This is a genomic window from Gracilinema caldarium, from assembly GCF_029265695.1.
GTDB classification, from domain to species: domain Bacteria; phylum Spirochaetota; class Spirochaetia; order Treponematales; family Breznakiellaceae; genus Gracilinema; species Gracilinema caldarium_A.
Window position 1 is genome coordinate 1 of sequence record NZ_JAJUHW010000022.1, and the last position, 18,362, is coordinate 18,362.

At 49.0% G+C, this 18,362-nt stretch carries 21 protein-coding genes and 1 pseudogene; 11 read left to right on the plus strand and 11 right to left on the minus strand.

Annotation, left to right across the window (positions count from 1 at the left end; translation table 11 throughout):
• From Q7P68_RS08345 to Q7P68_RS08365, 6 genes are all read left to right on the plus strand, one after another.
• Positions 1–282: LiaF domain-containing protein (locus Q7P68_RS08345; RefSeq protein WP_304224728.1), on the plus strand; the 282-nt coding region annotated here is incomplete at its 5' end.
• Between the two features lie 13 nt (positions 283–295).
• Positions 296–682: a RidA family protein gene (locus Q7P68_RS08350; RefSeq protein ID WP_304224730.1), complete on the plus strand. Its 387-nt coding sequence runs from the start codon at positions 296–298 to the stop codon at positions 680–682.
• A gap of 315 nt (positions 683–997) precedes the next feature.
• A complete protein-coding gene (locus tag Q7P68_RS14045; RefSeq protein ID WP_486187667.1) occupies positions 998–1,807 on the plus strand; it encodes a P-type ATPase actuator domain-containing protein in 810 nt (269 codons plus the stop codon).
• Positions 1,771–3,597: a magnesium-translocating P-type ATPase gene (gene mgtA, locus Q7P68_RS08355; RefSeq protein WP_486187668.1), complete on the plus strand. Its 1,827-nt coding sequence runs from the start codon at positions 1,771–1,773 to the stop codon at positions 3,595–3,597. Before Q7P68_RS14045 ends, mgtA begins: the two co-directional genes overlap by 37 nt.
• A 2-nt stretch (positions 3,598–3,599) precedes the next feature.
• Positions 3,600–4,379 (plus strand): PTS sugar transporter subunit IIA, encoded by a 780-nt coding sequence (locus Q7P68_RS08360; RefSeq protein ID WP_304224732.1) that lies wholly within the window; start codon positions 3,600–3,602, stop codon positions 4,377–4,379.
• Between the two features lie 46 nt (positions 4,380–4,425).
• The gene (locus tag Q7P68_RS08365) at positions 4,426–5,718 is read left to right on the plus strand and encodes an MFS transporter (protein WP_304224733.1); all 1,293 of its coding nucleotides are present in this window, start codon (positions 4,426–4,428) and stop codon (positions 5,716–5,718) included.
• A 37-nt stretch (positions 5,719–5,755) separates the two neighbouring features.
• Here Q7P68_RS08365 and Q7P68_RS08370 read toward each other — a convergent pair whose 3' ends face one another.
• From Q7P68_RS08370 to Q7P68_RS08385, 4 genes and pseudogenes are all read right to left on the minus strand, one after another.
• A complete protein-coding gene (locus tag Q7P68_RS08370; RefSeq protein ID WP_304224735.1) occupies positions 5,756–6,427 on the minus strand; it encodes a DUF434 domain-containing protein in 672 nt (223 codons plus the stop codon).
• Positions 6,424–6,789: a hypothetical protein gene (locus Q7P68_RS08375; RefSeq protein ID WP_304224737.1), complete on the minus strand. Its 366-nt coding sequence runs from the start codon at positions 6,787–6,789 to the stop codon at positions 6,424–6,426. Before Q7P68_RS08375 ends, Q7P68_RS08370 begins: the two co-directional genes overlap by 4 nt.
• The gene (locus Q7P68_RS08380) at positions 6,770–7,426 is read right to left on the minus strand and encodes a PAS domain S-box protein (RefSeq protein ID WP_369695317.1); all 657 of its coding nucleotides are present in this window, start codon (positions 7,424–7,426) and stop codon (positions 6,770–6,772) included. The genes Q7P68_RS08375 and Q7P68_RS08380 overlap by 20 nt, the downstream gene beginning before the upstream one ends.
• Positions 7,427–7,456: 30 nt before the next feature.
• A pseudogene (locus tag Q7P68_RS08385) lies at positions 7,457–8,091 on the minus strand (histidine kinase N-terminal 7TM domain-containing protein); the annotation flags it as partial.
• A 141-nt stretch (positions 8,092–8,232) separates the two neighbouring features.
• On the opposite strand from Q7P68_RS08385, the gene Q7P68_RS08390 reads away from it, so the two are divergent.
• Genes Q7P68_RS08390 through Q7P68_RS08400 form a run of 3 tightly spaced genes read left to right on the plus strand, consistent with a single transcriptional unit; the run spans position 8,233 to position 10,786 of the window.
• Positions 8,233–8,424 carry a YjfB family protein gene (locus Q7P68_RS08390; protein WP_304224740.1) on the plus strand — a complete coding sequence of 64 codons (192 nt, stop codon included), beginning with the start codon at positions 8,233–8,235 and terminating at the stop codon, positions 8,422–8,424.
• A 60-nt stretch (positions 8,425–8,484) separates the two neighbouring features.
• A complete protein-coding gene (locus Q7P68_RS08395) occupies positions 8,485–9,441 on the plus strand; it encodes a DMT family transporter (RefSeq protein ID WP_304224741.1) in 957 nt (318 codons plus the stop codon).
• Complete coding sequence (locus Q7P68_RS08400) at positions 9,413–10,786, plus strand: DNA/RNA nuclease SfsA (protein WP_304224742.1); 1,374 nt, start codon at positions 9,413–9,415, stop codon at positions 10,784–10,786. Before Q7P68_RS08395 ends, Q7P68_RS08400 begins: the two co-directional genes overlap by 29 nt.
• Here Q7P68_RS08400 and Q7P68_RS08405 read toward each other — a convergent pair.
• Genes Q7P68_RS08405 through Q7P68_RS08420 form a run of 4 tightly spaced genes read right to left on the minus strand, consistent with a single transcriptional unit; the run spans position 10,692 to position 13,769 of the window.
• A complete protein-coding gene (locus Q7P68_RS08405; protein ID WP_304224743.1) occupies positions 10,692–11,147 on the minus strand; it encodes a Fur family transcriptional regulator in 456 nt (151 codons plus the stop codon). The two genes, Q7P68_RS08400 and Q7P68_RS08405, sit on opposite strands and share 95 nt — an antisense overlap.
• The gene (locus Q7P68_RS08410; RefSeq protein ID WP_304224745.1) at positions 11,144–12,013 is read right to left on the minus strand and encodes a metal ABC transporter permease; all 870 of its coding nucleotides are present in this window, start codon (positions 12,011–12,013) and stop codon (positions 11,144–11,146) included. The genes Q7P68_RS08405 and Q7P68_RS08410 overlap by 4 nt, the downstream gene beginning before the upstream one ends.
• The gene (locus tag Q7P68_RS08415; protein ID WP_304224747.1) at positions 12,006–12,812 is read right to left on the minus strand and encodes a metal ABC transporter ATP-binding protein; all 807 of its coding nucleotides are present in this window, start codon (positions 12,810–12,812) and stop codon (positions 12,006–12,008) included. The genes Q7P68_RS08410 and Q7P68_RS08415 overlap by 8 nt, the downstream gene beginning before the upstream one ends.
• A 12-nt stretch (positions 12,813–12,824) precedes the next feature.
• On the minus strand, positions 12,825–13,769 hold the full coding sequence (locus tag Q7P68_RS08420; protein ID WP_304224749.1) for a metal ABC transporter solute-binding protein, Zn/Mn family: 945 nt from the start codon (positions 13,767–13,769) through the stop codon (positions 12,825–12,827).
• Between the two features lie 211 nt (positions 13,770–13,980).
• Here Q7P68_RS08420 and Q7P68_RS08425 point away from each other — a divergent pair, with 211 nt between their 5' ends.
• Both Q7P68_RS08425 and Q7P68_RS08430 read left to right on the plus strand, forming a co-directional pair.
• Positions 13,981–14,238 (plus strand): hypothetical protein, encoded by a 258-nt coding sequence (locus tag Q7P68_RS08425; RefSeq protein WP_304224750.1) that lies wholly within the window; start codon positions 13,981–13,983, stop codon positions 14,236–14,238.
• Positions 14,235–14,663, plus strand: coding sequence for a TA system VapC family ribonuclease toxin (locus Q7P68_RS08430; RefSeq protein ID WP_304224751.1), 429 nt, complete (start codon positions 14,235–14,237; stop codon positions 14,661–14,663). The genes Q7P68_RS08425 and Q7P68_RS08430 overlap by 4 nt, the downstream gene beginning before the upstream one ends.
• Before the next feature lie 113 nt (positions 14,664–14,776).
• Here the strand turns inward: Q7P68_RS08430 and Q7P68_RS08435 are convergent, their stop codons facing one another.
• The 3 genes from Q7P68_RS08435 to Q7P68_RS08445 all read right to left on the minus strand — a co-directional run bounded on the left by Q7P68_RS08435 (position 14,777) and on the right by Q7P68_RS08445 (position 18,359).
• Positions 14,777–15,739, minus strand: coding sequence for an ABC transporter substrate-binding protein (locus Q7P68_RS08435; RefSeq protein ID WP_304224752.1), 963 nt, complete (start codon positions 15,737–15,739; stop codon positions 14,777–14,779).
• 137 nt (positions 15,740–15,876) lie between these two features.
• On the minus strand, positions 15,877–16,842 hold the full coding sequence (locus Q7P68_RS08440) for an ABC transporter permease (RefSeq protein ID WP_304224754.1): 966 nt from the start codon (positions 16,840–16,842) through the stop codon (positions 15,877–15,879).
• Positions 16,843–16,859: 17 nt separating this feature from the next.
• Positions 16,860–18,359: a sugar ABC transporter ATP-binding protein gene (locus Q7P68_RS08445; protein ID WP_304224756.1), complete on the minus strand. Its 1,500-nt coding sequence runs from the start codon at positions 18,357–18,359 to the stop codon at positions 16,860–16,862.
• Positions 18,360–18,362: the final 3 nt, after the last annotated feature.

Consider the following 18,362-nt stretch of genomic DNA (forward strand, 5'->3'; position numbering starts at 1 on the left):
ACCCTGCCCAAGCGGCTCGATTCGGTTGCCATTTTAGGTTCCTGCCTCATCGATTTGCGGCAGGCGGACATTCCGCCCCAGGGGGGCCGCATCGAAGCGGTCGGCATCTTCGGCTCAGTTCAAATCCTTGTGCCGCCGGGCTTAAATGTCAGGGTAAATGGGGTATCAATTTTAGGGTCCACCAGCGGTAATGGGGATATTGTTGGCGACCCTGCGGCTCCCTGGGTAGAAATAGAAGCGGTCGCCATTTTCGGCAGCGTGGAAGTGAAAGTGAGCAAGTAAAAAGGAGGCATAGATGCAGAAAAATGTTATTAAAACCAACGGCGCGCCTGCCGCAATCGGGCCCTATTCTCAAGGGATTGCTGCAGCGGGGGGCACATTGATTTTTATCTCCGGCCAGCTGCCGGCGGACCCGGAAACGGGGACCTTTGCGGCGGGCGGCATCGGCGGCATGACCCGCCGCTGTCTGGAAAATATCCGTTCTATCCTGGAAGCCTCCGGCGCGAGCCTTTCCAACGTGGTAAAAACCACGGTCTTCCTTACCTCTATGGATGACTTCGCCGAAATGAACAGGGTGTACAGCGAGTTCTTTCCCGCCGAGCCGCCCGCCCGGTCGACCATAGCCGTGGCAGCCCTGCCCAAAGGGGCCCCCATCGAAATTGAGGCAATCGCTGTTTTGTAGTAATTGACAAGCCAAGTCCATTGGCATATACCTGTACCGATTAAACCAGCATAAGGAGGGATGGATATGAATGACTCGGATGGCAGTCATAGATGCACACCGATTGTACATGATCTGAATCCAGACAATTCCGAAGATCCATTGCCGCGACGGTGCGCTCCGATGGCTGGTCATGAATTAAAGAGACATAAGCAGCTTTTGCGCCATTCTGCTGGCAAATTCTGAATCTAAAACGGGTGGGCCAACCGGATTCCCAAAGACTCCTGTCCCTTTTTCACCTCCCGGCCATCACGAACGCCGCATAAGAGGTGGAAAATGGCAAAACAAGCACCAACAGAAAATTCGCGTTTCATCAAACTGTGCACTGGCTCGGCCGCAGAATGCTTTGCCGAGCTCGATGCTCTTCCAACAGGCTTATCAGAAAAGGAAGCGGAAAAACGGCTCGCCGAATTTGGCAAAAACGAAATCGCTTCAGGCAAGAAAAAGAACTTTTGGGCGGACATGCTGGAACGGTTTTCGAGTCCCTTGGTTGTTCAGCTCCTCGTTATCGCTCTTGTTTCTGCAATTATTGGTGAAAGCCTTTCATCAATTATTGTAGGGGTTATGATTCTCTTGAGCGTAGGGCTTTCCTATATACTGGACCAGCGGTCAAACCAGGAAGTGGAAGCCCTGGGGAAACGGGTACAGTCCCGTACTTATGTGCTGCGGGACGGAGCAGAGACGGAAATAAAAATGTCCGAAGTAGTCCCCGGCGACATTGTCCTTTTACAGGCTGGCGCCATCGTTCCTGCGGATGTACGGATTATCTCTTGCAAAGACTTTTTTGTCAGTGAGTCGGCCCTCACCAGGGAATCCATGCCGGTAGAAAAGTCTGCCGCTGTACCCGCGGGAAAGAATATGACCACCCTGGAGCTTCCCAACGCTTGCTTTATGGGATCCAGTGTCACGAGCGGCACCGCCAAAGCCCTGGTCATCCATACGGGGACAAAAACAGTCTTTGGAAGTCTTTCCCAAAAGTTGGGAGAAAAACGGGAAGAAACCAGTTTTGATAAGGGCATCCGTTCTTTTACCTGGCTTATGATCCGTTCATGCTCGTGCTTGTCAGCGTGGTATTTGCCATTGTAGGCCTTACTAAGGGGAACTGGCTTGAGGCCCTGCTCTTTTCGCTTTCCGTGGCAGTGGGGCTCACTCCGGAAATGCTTCCCATGATGGTTACGGTGAACCTCGCCAAGGGTGCCCTGGCCATGGCAAAGAAAAAGGTCATTGTAAAAAAGCTCCCAGCCATACAGAATCTGGGGGCCATCAATATCCTTTGTACAGATAAAACCGGGACCCTGACCCAGGACCGGGTGTTTCTGGAACACCATGTAGATATCATTGGCAATACCAGCGAAGAGGTCCTTAACTACGCATATCTTAATAGCTATTTTCAGACGGGATTAAAGAACCTCTTGGACCGGGCGGTTCTAGAGCATGTGGATCTAAATGTTGATGAATGTCGTTTGGTGGATGAGCTCCCTTTCGATTTCCAGCGGCGCCGTATGTCGGTGATTGTTGAGTACGAAGGAGACAACGTGCTTATCTGCAAGGGGGCCGTGGAAGAAATCTACAGCTGCTGCACCCATTATCAGATAGATGAAGAAATCTACCCCCTCATCGATATGATCCGGGCCGACCTTTTTGAAGAGGTAGAAAAACTAAACCGTGAAGGCTTCCGCGTCCTTGGTCTTGCCTACCGGGAATTCACTACGGAGAAAAAGGTCTTTACCACCGCCGACGAAAGCAAATTAATTTTACTTGGTTACATAGCGTTTATGGATCCGCCCAAGGAATCGGCCAGGGAAGCGGTCGAGCTCCTTACCAGAGCTGGTGTCCAGGTAAAGGTTCTGACTGGAGATAATGGCCTCGTAACCGGAAAAGTGTGTGCCGATGTGGGCATAGTATTTGACCGGATTGTAAGCGGCCCCGAACTGGCCCGGATGGACGAAGGTCAGTTCTCCCGGAGCGTTGCGGAGCATCAGGTCTTTGTAAAACTGACCCCTGCACAAAAAGAACAGATAGTAAAGGAACTGCGCCGCCAGGGCAATGTGGTCGGCTTTATGGGAGACGGCATTAACGACGCGACGGCCCTGAAAGCTGCCGATGTGGGTATCTCTGTAGATTCCGCGGTGGATGTGGCCAAAGAAGCGGCGGATATCGTGCTCCTAGAAAAGAGCCTGCTTGTATTGGAAGAAGGAATTATTGAAGGCCGGAAAATTTTTGCCAATATCATTAAATACATACGGATGGGCGCAAGTTCCAACTTTGGCAACATGTTCAGCGTACTCGGTGCAAGCTACCTGCTGTGGTTCCTGCCTATGCAGCCCTTGCAGATATTGACCAACAACCTGTTGTACGATTTTTCCCAAACCGGCATTCCCTTAGACCGGGTAGATACCGAACAGGTGGCAAAACCGGTCTCCTGGAACATCGGGAACATTAAACGATTTATGATGTTCATCGGGCCTATCTCCTCTCTCTTTGATTATGCCACCTTCGCTCTCATGTGGTTCTTTTTCAGGACCAGAGAGTTTTTAAATCCCGCCCTTTCTGCGGGTCAACAGGATCAGCTTGCTAAACTATTCCAGACGGGCTGGTTTGTAGAATCTCTTTTAACCCAGACGTTAATAGTACATATCATCCGAACCCGGAAAATTCCCTTTATTCAGAGCCGGGCCTCAGCCCCTATGCTGTTTACCACCCTGCTTGTTATGGCTATCGGCGCCTGGCTCCCATATTCGCCTTTGGCCCCGCTGCTCGGTTTTGTTCCGCTTCCTCCGGTGTATTTTGTCTGGATTGGACTCTTCCTTGTAAGCTACAGCATTTTGACCCATAAGGTAAAAAGCTGGTTTATCCGCAGATTTGAAGGAGTATAACCATGGATACCCTGCTCGATGCCCTCCAGGAGGGGCGGCTTTTTGAATTGCCGGAAAACGACAAGAATCATGCGCTGCAGTTTCTTGCCCATATTATAGAAGCATTTCCCCAAATACCCACTGGCACCGATATTGTGGGAAACGTTATGGCCCGGGAAGAGGCCATGAACACCGCTCTTGGTAAAGGCTGGGCCTGCCCCCATGCAAGGCTGGAATTCGAAGAAGACCTTATGTGTGTTATTGGCTGGAGCCCCACCGGTATCGATTACGGCGCCCCCGATGGCAAGCCTATTTCGCTCATTACCATGTACCTGGTGCCTTCTAACCAGCGGAACCACTATCTGCGGGAAGTGTCCCTCCTTGCGAAGGTTATCAGTTCTTCTCCCGGAATAGATAAACTCGCTTCTCTTAAAGAACTGAACGATGTCCGTAACTATCTACTGGACCTCATTGCGGCCAGCAAGGAAACGACAGGGCCTGATGCACGGGCAAGGATGATACGGCTCCAGGCTAAGACGGCGGCGGTGCCCCAGCCTGTGCAGGATCTCTCTCATTTGGTAGTGGAAGCCCTTTCTATTGTTACAGGACCCGGTCTTAAGCCTCTGGTGTTAACACAGAACCAGGAATTGCTTTCCTATGCCGAAAGTATTGCCGCATTACCCGAACGGCTCGAAACAGATGGCTTTTACCAGAATGGCCGCTGGCGTATTGTGCGCCGCAACACCGCAGTGTATCAGGGTAACCGGATGGTCTATGATTGCCTGGCCATATCAACGAAATAGGTCTATAACCATTTGACTGCCCGCAGGCTCATGCTATACTGGAGATATGGAACAGTCTAAAAAGCTCGTATTATTAGTGTTGATGGCCCTAATGCTCGTGGTGCTCAATTCCGACGGGCAGGTTATGGCGCCAACCTTGGCCATTATTGAACAGGAGTTTGGTGTTTCCGACGCTGCGGTCGGTACGATGATGGCCCTCTTTACGGTGTTGGGCGCGGTGGTTTCATTGCTCTGGGGCTATTTTGCGGACAAGGCAAGCAGAAAATTGCTTTTTGTCTTTTCGGTCCTGATTGGAGAGCTTCCATGTGCTCTTACCGCCTTTGCACCGAATTGGACGGTGTTCTTTTTCCTCAGGATACTCACCGGTATCGGTATGGGAGCCGCTTTTCCCTTGGTGTTTTCCATACTGGGGGACATCTATGACGAAAAGGAACGGCCCTGGGCTTCAGCGATACTCACCGTTTCTTTTGGTATGGGGAACATAGTAGGGGGAGTTCTCGGCGGATTTGTCGGAGCAAGCGGTAACTGGCGCTTACCCTTCCTCCTCGCGGCCCTTCCCAACATTCCTTTGGTGCTGATCTTCTGGTTCCTCGTGCCGGAGCCTAAGGCTGCCGCAAGCGAAGAGGCCACAAAAGCACTGGTAGAAGCGGGACTTGTGTATCCCCGGCGTATTAGGCTGGCAGATTATACAGGGCTTTTTAAAATTAAAACCAACGTGTACCTGCTTATCCAGGGAATCGCAGGAACCATCCCCTGGGGGTCTTTTTTCTTTCTGAATAAATTCCTTAACGAATACAAGGGGCTTTCTATCGCCGAGGCCACCACGGTGTACCTTGTTTTTGGTATCGGTATGGTTATCGGTACCATAGTCGGCGGTATCTGGGGCGGTGCAATATTTAGGAAAAGCGATAAGCAGCTTCCTGTTTTTTGCGCCCTTACCACCTTTGTAGGCACCGCCCTTACGCTGGGTGTAGTTTTACTGACCCTGCCGCTCCCGATCATCATTCCCCTTGGCTTTTTCGCAGCCTTCTTTGCTGCCATGACAGGGCCCAATATGCGGACCATGCTGCTCGACGTGAACGTCCCGGAAAACCGCGGCCCCGTATTCTCTATTTTTAACCTGACCGATAGTCTGGGCACCGGTTTTGGCCGTGCGGTGGCAGGCTATCTCTCGGTAGCCTTTGGTCTCATGGCGAGTCTCGGCATTTCAGTGTCCTTCTGGATTTTCTGCGGCATTGTGCTTTGGATTACCGCGGCTATTTTCCCGCCGGACAGGCAAGTCTTAAAAGCCACCATGGCCAAAATCGCCGAAGAAATGAAACAAAAAAACGCCTACTAATCTATACATGGGGCCATGCGGTGCAGCATGGCCCTTCTTATACATATAAACCTATATCGATAAACTGAGCCTGATACTCGCTTTCCAGAATATGTCGAGCTAAGTCAAAGATTGGGCTTGAGCTCTTTGTCGCTACGGTAGAATCGGAACTGGCTATGGCGGTTCCCGAAAAATCCTGCAGGCATAGGTCCGCGTTTGGTACCGTCTCTGTAATTAAAACAAGACTTGTTCGGGAACCGATTTCCTCTAGGACCTCCCTGTGTTTTCCGCTGTGGGATACCGGCGCATCCAGGTATATAGTGCAGTTTGCTGTTTGCAGCAACAAAAGATATTTGTACAGCAGTTCTGCCGCAAAAATAAAATCCGCTTCGGCTTCGAATCTGCCGTGGGCGCCCCCTGCATCACGGATCAGGCCGTCGGTGCCAATAAAGAGGGCATGGCCGCGCTTATAGTTAATAAGGGTAAAAAGGACGTTGTATCCATCAATCCCAAGACACGAACCGGGCGGCAGATCTGCAAGCAGTTTGCGGTGTATATAATGGGAGCTGTTAATATCCAGCACACCCCGGAACAGGATAAGCCGTTCAGTCCGGTCAAGCCGGTACCGGTCGCCTACCAGTTTAATGGTGGCATGAACAGGATATCCCTTATCCAGGAGAAGCCGGTAGTCTCCTATGGCCTCTTGCAGGGCTTCAGAGAGAGCTGTCATGACCCTACGAGACGGCTCATAAAGCCCTGGGCGGCGATAAAATTGCTTGCACTGATGCAGGTGCCATTGCGATAGTACCGAACGTAGGGTACATCCCAGTTCTGGAAGGTGTTTTCTTTGAAGGGCAGAAACTCTTCGTACCAGTCTTCTAAGTCATACTCTAAATAGTAGATGTGTGCCTTTGCCGCAGCATTGAGGCGGGCATCGACCTCTTCTAAGTAGGATTTCATAAAGCGCCACTGGGGACACCAGCTCTGGGTAAGAATGATGGCCACAAAAGGCGCGCTGTTCCGTATCTCCTCTGCAAAATCGCCGTGTGCCATGGCAAAGCGGGCTTCAGCTTCAGTTAGTTTTCGTATCAATTTCCTTATTGCTCCCGTCTTCTTCAGCATGTTCGTATTTTTCCCGGTAATTATCGGGGAACAGTTTCTTAAAACATTCAGGACAGAGTCCGTGGCTAAAGTCAGCATCGGTTCTGCTTCCTATATATTGCTCTACTTCCTGCCAGTATCCCTGATCGTCCCGGATTTTTTTACATGAAGCGCAAATCGGCAGGAGGCCGTTCAGGGTTTTTACCTCCGCCAGGGCCCGCTGCAACTTGCTGATAAGCTGTTCCCGTTCCCGTTCATACTGTTTTTTTTCTGTTATATCATGGAGCAAAAGTATTTTGCCGTCCTGGGTATCCTCTCCCGAAGTAAGGGGCAAGAGCCGGGTATTATAGGTTTTTATGTCTCCCTGGACAGTCAATTCTATTTCCCCTTCGCGGGCTGTATTGGATGTCCATGAAAAACCAGCCCTGTCCATGGCAGACACCAGGGATGAAAAGAATTGTATAGATTTACCGATACTCCGGGATGCGGATACCTGAACAAGTTTTTCCGCCGCGGGATTCAGGCTTAATACCTGGTTTGTCTTGTCCAGAACAAAAATCGCATCCTCCATGTTATCTATGATCGAAGTCTGAGCGACTGGGATAATTTTGAATAAATTAAAATACAAAAAGCTCAGGGAAATAAAGAGGCTTGCTATGGAAAGGGCAAACGGTGTCGGTTCCAGGCCTGGAATGGGAAAGCGGTCAAAAAGATACAGAAGGTTGGAAGATACGGGGATGAGAGACCCTATCAGAACCATAAGGGCCTGGATTTTAAACATGGATGTAAAATTAAAATATGCAATCGCAAAGAGCACCACAGCGCCGAGAATGTTTATATAATGATATCCCATAATGAGATACCATGCCCATAGTCTCCAATGTTTGTTTCAGGATCTATGGCAACCTCGGTCCAGATCTGCCAATGCAGTTCGTTCGTCCATGCAAGTCCTATAGTAAGGATGGGTATTACAAAAACCCAAAACATCCAAGGAAGGGAAAGTTTAATCCGTTTTTGTAGGCCAAATTCATAGGCAAAAAGGAAGAAAAGAGGAGAAGTAAAAAGAATGCCAAAATAGGAAATCTTGCTCCACAGGTATTTAAGCTCAACCGTTGCCGCAGCACCTTCAAAAAAGGCGATAAAGGACCAGAACGCGATGGCAATTTCGAGAAAAATTGCCCAATGGGCTGCCAGCGCTTTTCGGTAACCCCAGAGGAGCAGTATCGAAATAAGAGCCAGCACAGTTGCGCCCATGAGAATCCATAAATAAGGGGGAAATATATATGCTGCCATAGACGCCTCCTCTGCCGGGCTAAGCACTGCACTCTAGATATAAGGTAGATTATTTACATCAACAAGACAAGATCCGTATTTATGACTATCAGCCTGCTTTTGAGCATTGACTTCCATAATAGAAAAGCCTATCTTTGATACATGGATATTCAGCGGCTTTCTATGGATATGGCCCAGACAAGATTACAGGACCAGGTTGGAACCAAGGTGATGAGCATAGCTTTAGGGCAGGCTAAAGAACAGTCCGCCGCATTGCTCAAATTGATGGACAGTGCTAACCTGCCTGCCGTAACAGACCCCGCTCTGGGGAACCAGGTAAATCTTTTAGTCTGAGTTATTAAGATCCGCCTATCGTAGACTTTTTATTTTCTCTCCGGTATTCTGTGCCCACCTATGAATAAAACCGCACTAAAAGCTGATATTCTGCTTGTCATTACATCCATTATTTGGGGTTTTGCCTTTGTGGCCCAGCGCCTTGGCATGGATTATATTGGACCCTTTACCTACAATGGTGTCCGTTTTGCCCTGGGAAGTCTTTCCCTGCTCCCGCTCATCGCCTTTTTTGCCTCCCAGAATAAAAACAAGCCTCTCGTTTATCACGGGGAGCCTCTCCCTGAAAACCAGGCCGCAAAACCCCTGCGGCGGACCGATCATATTCTGTTTCTCCTGGGATCTTTTGCGGCGGGAACCGTTCTTTTTGCAGGAGCTTCTCTCCAGCAAATGGGTATGCAGTACACTACAGCAGGAAAGGCAGGCTTCCTTACCGGCCTATATGTCGTGCTGGTCCCCATTGTAGGCATAGTCCTGGGGCAAACTACTAAGCTCCCTACCTGGCTGGGGGCCATCCTCGCGGTGCTTGGCATGTATATTCTCAGCGCACCGGATCATCTGGGGCAGATAAATCCCGGAGATGTGTTGGTTATCATCAGTGCATTCTTTTGGACCTTTCATGTACTCTTGATTGATAAACTTTCCAAGCGGATAGACCCTATTCGGCTTTCCGCGGCCCAGTTTGCCTGGTGTGCCTTGTATTCTATTATTGCGGCTTTTATGTTTGAACATCCCGACCTGAATGCGATCCTTAAGGCCGCAATTCCCATTCTCTACGGCGGCCTTGGCTCCGTAGGTATCGCCTATACCCTGCAGGTCGTTGCCCAGCGGGACGCCCCGCCGGCCCATTCTTCTATCATCATGTGTCTCGAAGGCGTCTTTGCTACCCTGGGAGGTATCCTTATACTGGCGGAGCCGGCGGGGCTGCGCAACATTGGCGGATCGGCCCTCATGCTTTTGGGAATGCTGGCCACCCAGTGGGATGTGATTTTTGGAGGCAGCAACGAAAAAAAATCCTAAAGCACCGGTTCTTCCGGCTAATCATTTTAAGCTTGATGATGACCCGCTCCACATTGATATGGGCCTTAAACTGTTTTCCGCCGACGCGCGGGCCCTGTTTGTCCGCCGGCCCAACCGCTTTCTTATCATCGCCCGCATCACAGAATACCTGAACGCTGCCGGCGGACCCGCCCCAGCGATCCACAACGCCGCCGGCGGACCCGCTGACTTGGCTGCTCTGGAGGAGCAAAACAGTTCCGAAGTGGCCTGCCACTGTCCCAATCCGGGGCGGCTCCTTGAGTTTGTAATCCCCGGCACCGAGTTGATTCTTGAACGGCGGGAGGCTCCGAAATCCAGAAGCTCATCAACCCGCAGCGGCATAGCAAAAACTGGCTGGACCGCCGTGGCGGTTCGCTACCGTGACCGCATTGTGCCGCTCTTTTCTGCCAGGGCAAATGCGGTGGTCCAGCAGGCAGTTTTACCAGTTCTTTTCCCTGCATCCCGGCACATCCAGGCCGAATACCCCTTGGGGGACTCCCGTTTTGACTTTATGGTGGAAGATATAGACGGGATTATACACCTTATCGAAGTAAAAGCCTGTTCCCTCGTGGAAGAAGGTATTGCCATGTTTCCCGATGCTCCCAGCGAACGGGCGGTAAAGCATATCCAGGAGCTTTCTGAGTTATCCCAGAAGGGCTATCGGTGCCATATCCTCTTTGTCATCGTTCATGGTAATCCCGAACTGTTTGTGCCTAATCTGCATACCGACCCTGCGTTTGCCTCCGCGCTACACCATGCCGCAGGTGCCATTTCGGTCCACGCGGTGACCCTGGAAGCCGACGATCAGGGCCGGGGCCGCATCATCAATTTGAATGTCCCGGTGGATCTTTCCTACGGGGTTCTGGCGGAGCAAAACCGGGGCTCATATCTTGTGGCCCTTGAACTCATCGCCCCAGCCCAGATCGAAGTAGGATCACTAGGCATCCTCAGTTTTAAGGCAGGCTGGTATGTGTACGCCGGGTCGGCTCAAAAAAACTTAAGCCAGCGGGTCGCCCGGCACCTGCGGCACGGCAGAAAAGGGCTCCACTGGCATATCGATTACCTGACAGCCCAGGCCGGTAAGATAATCGGCCTTCCTATTGCATCGCTGGATAACTTGGAATGCGAACTTGCGGCGGGCTTGCGGAGTATTGGCGGTGAAGCAGTTCTGCGTTTTGGTTCCTCGGACTGCGGCTGCGAAAGCCACCTGTATTATTTCCCCAATCCGCCGCTTAAAAACCGTGCGTTTCTAGACCTGTTGTTTTATTTCCGGCACCGGCGGGCTCTGAACCTGCATGGGACCGGCAATTCCGGCACAGCCCCGTAAGGTACAGCACATGGTGCTGCACCGTAACCTGCTGCTGTTCCTCAAAAGCGCGGACCATGCTGGATACGGCGCAGGCGCCCAGCTCGATAAAGGCATGACAGTGTACGCAATGGAACCAGTGCCGGTGGGGAAGATTAACGCCTTCAGCATTTTTTATCGCCGTATAGTACCGTTCGGTGCCATGTTCTGTGCAGTGGAGTACAAAGGATTCTGCGAGCCCCTGTTCTTCTAGATAGTGCAGAGTCCGGTATACCGTAGCCTGGTCACAGCAGAGCCCCAGTTCCTGGTGTACCGCCGTTGCTGAAAGGGGTTGGGCCGATTGCTGCAATACGGCCAAGACTTCTTTGCGGGACTTTGTCATGATGCGTAGCCCCTGCGTCTTTTGATCCGTACAATAAGCATACGGACCGCCGTTGCGCTCAAAAACATCGCTCCAGAAAGGACCACCACCACGGCTCCCGAAGGTAGATCATAATGCCAGCTCAGCGCAAGACCGGCAAACGAAAAGATTGATGAAAATATCCAGGAAAATACCATCATCCCCGCCAGGTTCCGGGCAAGATAGCCCGCAGTTCCCGCTGGGAGTGTCAGCATGGCAATAACCATGACAAGGCCTACAAAGGTTTGGAGTAGCACGACCGCAATAGCGGTAATACCAAGGATGACAAGAAACACCGTATCTGTCGGTATCCCCCGGACGCGGGCGAATTCTTCGTCAAAGGCTGAGGCTTCGATCTGGGGATAAAAACGCCAGACGAGCAGCAGTACTATCGCGTCGAGCGCCGCAAGCAGAAATAGATCACTGCGGGACACAAGCAGGATGTTCCCAAAGAGGTAGCTGGTAGGGTCCGTATATCCTGGAGTCTTTGAAAGAAAGAGAACTCCGAGGCTCATGCCGATGGCCCAAATGGCATTGATAACCGTATCTTCCCGCTGTTTAGCCTTGAGTGAAACAAGTCCGATTATAAAGGCAGAGAGGACTGCAAAAATAATAGCCCCTGCCATGGGGGTGATAAAAGAGACGAGCCGTGTGCTGGACAAGTACAGGGCCATACCGATTCCCCCAAGCACGGCGTGGGAAATGGCTCCCGCAAGGCCCGCAATCCGTTTTACCGTGACCACAGAGCCGAGAATGCCGAACAAAATTGATGCAAGGAGGCTCGCCATAAGGGCATTTTGCAGAAATGGCAGGGCTGGATTGGTGAGGGCGGAAAAAAAACTATTCATTGCTCGCTTCCTTTGTATCGATACAGCAGCGGTTCTCCGGTTCGACCTCATCGTGGAGTACCTGCAGGGCCGCGCCGCCAAAAAGCTCAGGAGGTGCGTGTTCCGCCGGCGCTGCCCGGTGCTGGACCAAATGATGGGCCCGCCGTTCGCTGCCGGTCCGTTCACCGATACACAAAACACGGTCGGTCAGGGCGGAAACAAATTCAGTGTCGTGGGTTACGATAAGAATTGTGGTCTTTCCTTTCAGCTGTCCCAGGGTCTTAAAAAGCCGTTCTTCGCTTTCCGCGTCCATATTTGCAGTTGGCTCATCTAAAACCAGTATTTCCGGTTCCGCTGCAAGGGCTCGAGCGACAAGCACCCTGCGGCGCTGTCCCCCGGATAAGGCCCCGTAGGGCCGGCGGGCCAGGTCAAGAATTTCTACCTGTTCCATGGCCTTTTGCACAGCCTGTTCATCATCCTTATTCCAGGCCCGCCCTATGGGCTTGAGGCGGCCCATGCGGATCACCTCATACACCGAGATGGGAAAACTTTTATCAAAGTCCGCGTGCTGGGGAACATAGCCAATATGGGAACGGCTTTCCTTTGGTTCTTTTCCAAGGACTTCAATATTCCCTTTCCCAGCCTGTTCAAGTCCCAAAAGCAGTTTAAGTATGGTAGACTTCCCCGCACCATTCGGACCCACAAGGGCAATAAATTCTCCCCGGTGCACATGAAAATTGACATTTTCCAGCACCGGAACAGTGCTGTAGGAAAAAGCTACCTGACTAAACTGAATGACTACCGGTTCTTTGTTTTGCACAATGTTTGTCCCTCATTTTACGGTCTTTTTAAGAGCTTCGCCCATCAATTTTATATTATTCATCCAGTCTGATGCCAAAGGATCCAGGGGAACAACCTGGGCATTTAAGCTTTCGGCTATGGTTTTTGCCGCTGTTGTCGGGAACTGGGCCTGTACAAAGATTACTTTAATTTGTTCTGCCTGTGCTTCTTGAATAATCTGAGCCAGGGTCTGGGCGCTGGGTTCCTTACCGCCCGTTTCTATTGCCTCCTGCTGGATCCCGAACTCGTCAAAGAAATAGCCGAATGCGGGGTGGAACACGAACACCTTGGTGCCCCGTAAAGGCGCTAAATCCGCATCAAGCTGATTAAAAAGGCTGTCTATTTCGCCTGCCAAGGCATTATACCGGCTTTCATAGAGGGCTGCATTGTCTGGGAGCAGTTTTGCTAAAGTTACCTTGATATGCCGTGTCATGATTTTCGCGTTTTCCCTGCCCAGCCAGGTATGCCGGTCAATTTCCGTTGATTCAGCCGAACTGTCAGGTGCGACCGTTTCCGTATTGTGCTCTTCCTCATGGTTATGGGCTTCCAGCATTCGGAATTGTACCCCTTCGGTTCCATCTACTATGAGGAGCGAAGGATAGAGCGCAGCAATCTTGGGTTTAAGGCCTATCTCAAAGTCGGTGTTGGAAAGAATCCATGCGGAAGCACGGGAGAGCTCTTCCATTTGTTTGGGACTTGGTTCATAGCTGTGGGGGCTTTGTCCGGGGCCGACAAGGACCAGGGCTTGCACCGAATCGCCGCCGATACGTTCCACGAAGTAGCTTTGGGGGAGGATGCTCACCGCAATAATCGGCTTAGCTCTTCCGGCTTCTGTCGTTCCGTTGGTTTTCGGTGCGCAGCCAGAGAAAGAAAGAGCAATAAGCGATGCTATGCTTATCAATTGAATGATAGATTGATGACCCTTAATGTATTTCATGCACATACTCCTGCAAATGATTTGCAAATTTATGGGTTAAATATACTGACCAAAATTATAAAATGCAAGTGATTTGCAAAAATTATGAGACTTTTTAAAAATTGACAGACTTTTGAAAGCGGCTCAAGTGATCGATGATTAAATTCGGTTCGTTTATATGACGTAATTAACGCATCTTGATGTTATAAAAATTACAATATATGATGTATATATGCGTACAACAATAACTTTGCCAGATGATATTATGCATTCTATCTACTCGATAGCAGATGAAGAAAAAAAATCAGTCAAAGAAGTTTTCACTGAGCTATTAACAATTGCTTTGCATAAAAAAAATCCTGAGCGCGGGACCTGGAACTGTCCGGCGTATGATATGGGAGGTGCCGCTTTTGATTACACAAAGGCCTGGCAGCTTATTGATAATCTGGAGTCTGATGCCGTTGCAGAAAAAAGGGATATGAGAAAATGATAATCCCAGATTTAAATATTCTTTTGTATGCTGTTGATTCTTCTTCTATACGTCATCAAGAAGCAAAAAATTGGCTAGAAAAGACAATCAATTCTGGCAAAGAAATAATTGGAATCCCTTGGATAGTCCATTTAGGGTTCTTAAGATTAACCACCTCGCCAAAAATATTCCCCCGGCCGTTAAGTATTGATACCGCCTGTATGTGGATGGATTCCCTAAAAAGTAATCCGTCAGTTGTCTCAGTAGAACCAGGGAAAGCACATGCGTCGCTTTTAAGACATCTCTTGCTTGTGGTTGGAACCGCTGGAAACCTGGTGAGCGATGCTCATCTCGCAGCCCTTGCGTTGGAAAAGGATGCCACCATAGTAACTGGAGACCGAGATTTTCTTCGTTTTCAGGGATTAAAAGTTACGTTTCTATTTTAATGATTGGATGCATAGTTGTTATATCTGCAACTTTAAATGAATAAATAATAAAGGGATGTCCTAAACGATTGGACACCCCTTTGTTTAGCTTTATTAACCCTTATACTAGAGCTTTATTCGTAAATAACCGCTTTTACTTCTGGAGAGTCCAGGTTGGATTTGTCAGCCCATACATAGCCAGAGTCTACCCGTTTGGGTGGGGTCTCACCTTTAAGAGCCCGAACTGCCCATTCTACGGTCTTATAGCCCATGAGGACTGGGTTCTGCTGGACTGCACCGAGCATAAGGCCGCTGCGGATAGCATCGAGCTGGAGCTTACCAGAATCGTAACCAACAACTACCAGCTTGCCTTCCATTTTAAGTTCTTTAACGGCATTCACAATTCCAATAGCTGAACCTTCGTTGGCGCCGAAATATCCTTTAAGATCCGGATTTCCGTTGATGACCGCCTTAGCGATTTCTGTGGATTTCAGATGGTCTCCGCCGCCGTACTGGGGTTCCAAAACCTGAATATTAGGATATTTTTCTTTCATTCGTTTCAAGAAACCATCTCGCCGATCAATACCGGTTCGGCTGGTCTGGTCGTGTACAAGAATGGCTACCTTGCCTTTAAAGCCAATTGCTTCGGCCAGTTTGTCCGCTGCTACACCAGCAGCAACGATATTGTCAGTCGAAACTGTGGTAAGAGGAATGTCTGAATCAACTCCGGAGTCAAAGGCAATGATAGGAATCTTCTTTGCCTGGGCTTGCTGCAGAAGAGGAATGGCTGCCTTGCTGTCCAGGGCTGCAATGCCAAGTGCTTTGGGGTTTTTGCCAAGGGCTGCCTGAAGCATTTCTATCTGTTTATCAACCTGAGCTTCTGATTCGGGGCCTTCGAAGGTGATGTCCACATTAAGATCCTTAGCAGCATTTTCTGCACCTTTCTTTACCGCCTGCCAGAATTGATGTTGGAATCCTTTGGAAATGAGCGGTATGTAGGTCTTTCCGCTCCCCGCTGCTTTGTCGCCCTGTCCGGAAGCAAAGGCTCCCAGACCTACCATGCTGATGCAGAGTACTAGTAACAAGAGCTTTTTCATTTGTCTCTCCTCCCTTTTTCGGTTTGGTCTTTGCAGGAAGCCCATCAACGAAGGACTTGTAACCTGTCTGGACCTGTTTCTGTATGTGTTGGCCATTGCTATTTATGCTCTGGCCATAGAAACCTAGCAATCAAAAACTATTTCACTTTCCGGCGTAGGATATCCAAATACACAGCACCAATAACGATAAGTCCTGTAACTACCATCTGCCATTCCTGAGGAACTGACAGGATTCTAAGCCCATTGGTAAGAACCGTGATAATGAAGGCCCCAATAACGGTTCCCAAAATACCTCCTTCGCCGCCAGAAAGGGATGTACCACCGATGACTGCCGCTGCGATGGCATCCAGTTCATATCCTGCGCCAAGGGCTGGCTGGGCTGACTGGAGCCGACTTGCCATAACAATACCTGCTACTCCAGCGAAAGCACCTCCTAAGGCGTAAATGGCGATTTTCCAAGCATCAGTATTAATACCTGAAAGTCGTGTTGCTTCTTCGTTACTGCCTATAGCATAGGTATAGCGACCAAGAATTGTCTTAGAAAGGATAAAAGCTGCGATTAAAGCCATGGCAAAGAAAATGATAACCCCCAGAGGAATCCCCACAATTGGCTTTGCAGCGATAAGACCGAACACAGGTTTATCAACAAAATAGATAGGCTTTGTTCCTGAGAGAACAAGGTTAAGACCTTTGGTAATCATCATCATACCAAGTGTTGCAATAAAAGGCGGAATTTTTAGTTTAGCGATGGAGAGCCCATTTATAAATCCACAAAGCGCTCCTGCTAAGATCCCTGCAAGAATTCCTAATGGAATCGGTAGTCCCCACATAGTGATGAAAACCCCTGCCATGACCGAACCAAAGGTCATGACTGTTCCAACCGAAAGATCTATACCGCCGGTGATAATGATAAAAGTAATACCAACCGCGAGTATTCCATTCACTGATGTGGCAAGTAAAATACCGATTAAATTGTTGAATTCAAAGAAATATGGTGATGCCAGACTAAAAAGCAATATAAGAAGAATGAGGCTTGCAAAAGCAAGCAAGGTCTGGGTTGTCTTTGAGTTCAGTCGTTTTTTTGTTAGTTCTTTTGTTGCCATGTTATTTCTATCCTCCCTTAGTTTCTCATCGTTGCGTAATACATAATCTTTTCTTGACTGCATTCAGAAGCTGGGAGCACTCCAGTTACTTTTCCTTCGCACATTACCAAAACTCGGTGACTCATTCTGAGTATCTCAGGAAGCTCAGAGGAAATCATGATAATCGACTTACCTTCATCGGCTAGTTCGTTTAGTAATTTGTAGATTTCACTTTTTGCGCCTACATCAATACCACGGGTAGGTTCATCAAATATGAGAATGTCACAGTCCCGGACGAGCCATTTGCTTATGACAACTTTCTGTTGGTTGCCACCAGAAAGATTTTTTGTAATCTGGTTAATGCTTGGTGTTTTTGTTTTAAGACGTTCTACAAATTCCTGGGAAATCTTTCTGGTTTTTTTAACATCCACGGTTCCGATAGGAGTAATAAACTGTTCAAGGGCAGCCATAACAGTATTGCTTTCTACGCTTAAGTTTAGTGCGAGCCCATACTGCTTACGGTCCTCAGACAAATATCCCAAGCCATGCCGTACCGCATCCTTTGGGTGCTTGATATCTACCTTTTTGCCCTTAATATAAATTTCGCCGCTATCCTTTGGGTCTGCGCCAAAGATCGCCCGGGCTGTTTCAGTTCTCCCCGCTCCTAATAGGCCGGCAAATCCGAGTATTTCCCCTTTATGGAGCTTAAATGAAACATTTCTAACTTTGTTTCCCTGGTTTAGATTCTTTACTTCCAGAACAACTTCGTTTTTAGTTGTGTCTCCATGAGCATGAGCTGTATCGTACACTTCACGGCCAACCATTTGGGCGATTATCTGGTCAATAGTGATTTCCTTTATTGGTGTGGTGGCGATGTAATGACCGTCCCTCATTACTGTTACTCGGTCACAGATCTGCTTTATTTCTTCCATACGGTGGGTAATGTAAACTATCCCCTTACCTTGTTCTTTTAAGTGACGGATAACCTTAAAAAGATCTTCAATTTCAGAGTCGCTCAGAGCAGATGTGGGTTCATCCATAATAAGCACATCCATGTTGTAGGAAAGAGCTTTAGCGATTTCCACCATCTGCTGTTTTGCCACCGTAAGTTCAGCTATTTTGACTTTGGGATCCAGTTCAAGATGGATCAATTCAAAGAGCTGCCGGGTTTTTTCATTAATAGTTTTGTCGTCTACGAGAAAGGGTATTTTTTGTGAATGTTCTCGGCCAATAAATATGTTTTGGGCTGCCGAGAGATGCTTCATAAGGTTAAGTTCCTGGTGAATGATACTAATGCCATGAAGCTGAGCTTGTTTGGTATTATGAAATTCTACCAACTCTCCACGAATTTTGATGGTACCGCTATCTTTTTTATATACTCCGGAAAGAATTTTCATCAATGTGGACTTACCCGCACCATTTTCTCCCACTAATGCGTGTATTTCTCCACGTTTTAGTTCAAACTGACAGGAAGAAAGGGCATGGACACCGGGGAAGCTTTTTTCAATCCCTTCCATACGAACCAGTATTGTATCCATTAC

Bases quoted from the DNA above. Each gene is read 5' to 3' on its own strand.
- Q7P68_RS08370 (WP_304224735.1), bottom strand. From the start codon at position 6,427: ATGACAGCTCTCTCTGAAGCCCTGCAAGAGGCCATAGGAGACTACCGG.
- Q7P68_RS08420 (WP_304224749.1), bottom strand. From the start codon at position 13,769: ATGAAATACATTAAGGGTCATCAATCTATCATTCAATTGATAAGCATA.
- Q7P68_RS08430 (WP_304224751.1), top strand. From the start codon at position 14,235: ATGATAATCCCAGATTTAAATATTCTTTTGTATGCTGTTGATTCTTCT.
- Q7P68_RS08395 (WP_304224741.1), top strand. From the start codon at position 8,485: ATGAATAAAACCGCACTAAAAGCTGATATTCTGCTTGTCATTACATCC.
- Q7P68_RS08390 (WP_304224740.1), top strand. From the start codon at position 8,233: ATGGATATTCAGCGGCTTTCTATGGATATGGCCCAGACAAGATTACAG.
- Q7P68_RS08440 (WP_304224754.1), bottom strand. From the start codon at position 16,842: ATGGCAACAAAAGAACTAACAAAAAAACGACTGAACTCAAAGACAACC.
- Q7P68_RS08425 (WP_304224750.1), top strand. From the start codon at position 13,981: ATGCGTACAACAATAACTTTGCCAGATGATATTATGCATTCTATCTAC.
- Q7P68_RS08405 (WP_304224743.1), bottom strand. From the start codon at position 11,147: ATGACAAAGTCCCGCAAAGAAGTCTTGGCCGTATTGCAGCAATCGGCC.
- Q7P68_RS08410 (WP_304224745.1), bottom strand. From the start codon at position 12,013: ATGAATAGTTTTTTTTCCGCCCTCACCAATCCAGCCCTGCCATTTCTG.
- Q7P68_RS08360 (WP_304224732.1), top strand. From the start codon at position 3,600: ATGGATACCCTGCTCGATGCCCTCCAGGAGGGGCGGCTTTTTGAATTG.
- Q7P68_RS08365 (WP_304224733.1), top strand. From the start codon at position 4,426: ATGGAACAGTCTAAAAAGCTCGTATTATTAGTGTTGATGGCCCTAATG.
- mgtA (WP_486187668.1), top strand. From the start codon at position 1,771: ATGCTCGTGCTTGTCAGCGTGGTATTTGCCATTGTAGGCCTTACTAAG.
- Q7P68_RS08350 (WP_304224730.1), top strand. From the start codon at position 296: ATGCAGAAAAATGTTATTAAAACCAACGGCGCGCCTGCCGCAATCGGG.
- Q7P68_RS08445 (WP_304224756.1), bottom strand. From the start codon at position 18,359: ATGGATACAATACTGGTTCGTATGGAAGGGATTGAAAAAAGCTTCCCC.
- Q7P68_RS08435 (WP_304224752.1), bottom strand. From the start codon at position 15,739: ATGAAAAAGCTCTTGTTACTAGTACTCTGCATCAGCATGGTAGGTCTG.
- Q7P68_RS14045 (WP_486187667.1), top strand. From the start codon at position 998: ATGGCAAAACAAGCACCAACAGAAAATTCGCGTTTCATCAAACTGTGC.